2 protein-coding genes and 1 other annotated feature are annotated in these 3114 nt (G+C 35.0%); of the genes, one reads left to right on the top strand and one right to left on the bottom strand.

Annotated features, from left to right (window positions below; genetic code table 11):
* On the bottom strand, positions 1-628 hold a 628-nt coding region (locus ACZQCL_RS07965; RefSeq protein WP_482482655.1), incomplete at its 3' end, for a metallophosphoesterase family protein.
* A gap of 163 nt (positions 629-791) precedes the next feature.
* Positions 792-1012, top strand: a binding site (T-box leader).
* 64 nt (positions 1013-1076) lie between these two features.
* Here ACZQCL_RS07965 and ACZQCL_RS07960 point away from each other — a divergent pair.
* Positions 1077-2813: a carbon starvation CstA family protein gene (locus ACZQCL_RS07960; protein ID WP_482482653.1), complete on the top strand. Its 1737-nt coding sequence runs from the start codon at positions 1077-1079 to the stop codon at positions 2811-2813.
* Positions 2814-3114: the final 301 nt, after the last annotated feature.

Raw genomic sequence — 3114 nt, 5'->3', positions numbered from 1 at the left:
GTCCACTAAACCACATTTTATAATCTGTTTTCTTCTCAACTGTTTCTAAACAATCGTGTAAATCATAATAATCATCTCCATATAAACTCATATCCGTTTCATATTTATGAGCCAATGGATGCGATGAATATGTATCATGCGATAAAATATAATCAACTTCCCAATTATTTTTTTCTAATGTTGCAAAAGCATGTTTTGCTTCTTCAATCGTACAAATTTCATCTTTCCACCAATTTTTATGTTCTGTACGATAATTAACATCGTGGGAAAATCCTCCACCCATAGTAAAGAATTTATAACCATCAATATTGAAAACCTCACCGCGCATCAAATGAAATACTTTCGAGCGAATACGATGTACTTTACCACCTTTATACTCTTCTACAGGATACGTATTAAGAACATCAAAATTTTCATGATTCCCATCAATAAATAAAGTGTTCCAAGGAAGTGAATCTAACCATTTTAACCAGAAGTTATCCCCTGTACTTCCATCCCAAACGCAACCAAAATCTCCGCATATAATAACATAATCATTTTCTGTTAAAGAATTGCCAACTGTAAATTCTCTAGGATTGATTTTATGAATATCTTGTTCTCTATGAATGTCTCCAGTTATATAAATCATCTATTCCCCTCCAACAACATTTTTATATTATAGCACAAACGTTCACATGTTAACAAACAAATGACAATTGTAATTAATGTAAATTGTGAAAACACTATTTTTCATTTTGTTACATTTTTTATTGACATGTTTTTCAAGATGGTATATTATACAACCACAAATATTCAAAGCAATGAGCAAGACACGACTTTAAACAAGCCCGGTTTAAGAGAGTATCAAATTTGGTGAAATGATAACGATGGTCCTTAGAGCTATCACTTGTGAGCTAATCATTTGAAATTATAAGTAAAATGATTCGTCCTTCGCGTTAAGAAGTTCTAAGTGGCAATAATGTAGTTGCAAACTAAGTGGTACCGCGGAATAGTGTTAGATTTCGTCTTAGATAGACGAAGTCTTTTTTTATTATTTGAATATTTGAATAGAAAGTTTTAAGGGAGGAAAATTATTTATGAATGGTCTATTATTATTAGCTATCGCTGCTGCATTATTACTTACAGCTTACTTAGTTTATGGACGTTATTTAGTTAAAACATGGGGAATTGATCCAAAAGCTAAGACACCTGCTTATGAAAAAGAAGATGGAGTTGATTATGTTCCAAGTAATAAATGGGAAGTATTTGGACACCAATTCTCTTCAATTGCCGGAGCCGGTCCAGTAACAGGTCCAGTACTTGCGATGGTATTTGGATGGTTACCTGCATTTTTATGGGTAATGGTCGGAGGAAGCTTCTTTGGTGCTGTACAAGATTTTGGTGCTCTATACGCATCTGTTAAATCTCACGGTAAATCAATGGGACAAATCATTGAAACATACATTGGTAAAACAGGACGTAAATTATTCTTCTTGTTCTGCTGGTTATTTACTTTATTAGTTATTGCTGCATTTGCTGACATGGTTGCAGGATCATTAAACGGATACAATGCTGCTGGTGCACAATCTTTACCTAGTGGAGCTGCTAGTTCAATCACAATTCTATATGTATTTGTTGCGATCGCATTTGGTTTCTTCTTAAAGAAAACGGGGCTTTCTGGATGGAAACAAGCTGTTTTAGGCATTGCACTAATCGTTGCTATGTTAGCATTAGGAATCGCATTCCCTGTTTACTTCACTAAACAAACTTGGGTATATCTAGTATTCGTTTATATCTTCTTTGCGAGTGTTACACCAATCTGGGTATTAAAACAACCACGTGACTATTTGACTACATTCTTATTCATCGGAATGATCGTTGCTGCAGTAGTTGGTGTATTTGTATCAAATCCTACAATCACATCACCTGCATTCACAGGATTTAAATCTGCAACAGGAAGCTATATCTTCCCAACATTATTCGTTACAGTTGCTTGTGGTGCTGTTAGTGGATTTCACTCACTTGTATCTAGTGAAACAAGTTCTAAACAGATTCGCAACGAAAGTGATATGTTACAAGTTGGATACGGAAGTATGTTACTTGAATCATTACTTGCTGTACTTGTAATCGTTGTTGTTGGATCTTTAACTAGCTTAGCTAGCAAAGGCGTATTAAATGAAACATTATCTTCTATGGCATTTGCTGATACTGCAACTCCATTTATTAAATTTTCAGTTGGTGTTACTGGATTGATTTCCCAATTTGGATTCCCTCAAGAATGGGGGCTATGCATCATGACAATGTTCGTTTCTGCTTTGGCATTAACTTCATTAGATGCTGTTGCTAGAATCGGACGTTTATCATTCCAAGAATTATTTGAAGTCAATGAAGAAGCTGAAACAAACAGTGTTGTCGCTTTCTTAACAAATAAATATGTTGCTACATTGATCACATTAGCTGGTGGTTACCTATTAAGCTTAGGTGGATATTTAAATATCTGGCCATTATTCGGTAGTGCTAACCAATTATTAGCTGCGATGGTATTAGTTTCATTATCTGTATTCTTAAAAGTTACAGGACGTAAAGGATATATGTTATATGTACCAATGGTTATGATGTTAGTTGTAACAATGACAAGCTTAGGAATGTCAGTATACAACATCTGCTTAAAGTTATTCGTTACTGGCGGATTCGTATTTATGACAGACGGACTACAATTATTCTTTGCTGTTCTATTAATGGCATTAGGATTGATGATCTTCATTGGTTCTGGAAAGAAATTAGTTCAACCTGTTGAAAAGGCAAAACTTCAAGAACAAGAACAAAACGCATAAAACAGTCAAGGCCGCATCAAGCGGTCTTTTCTTTTACTAAAATCGACAAGGATTATGGAATCGTTAAAATGGTTGAAAAAAAGGACCCGGACAAACTACATGTTGCCCGAGCCTAATCTCAGCTACAAACTGTTTTAGGGTATATACCGTCCCTTAAATTCCTGGAGAGCAAATTCAGCAACCCCTACAAAATGTATTGTAATCGAGTAGGAGAAAGTAATAAAACTTTCGTCCTCTCACACCACCGGGCAAGCCGTTCGGCACACGGCGGTTCAAATTCATATTAACAGTGCTTTAAATT

The organism is Holdemanella sp., assembly GCF_056804935.1.
This window is presented reverse-complemented; position numbering and strand designations above follow the sequence as displayed.

Excerpts from the sequence above, each read along its gene's own strand:
- ACZQCL_RS07960 (WP_482482653.1), top strand. The coding sequence starts at position 1,077 with ATGAATGGTCTATTATTATTAGCTATCGCTGCTGCATTATTACTTACA.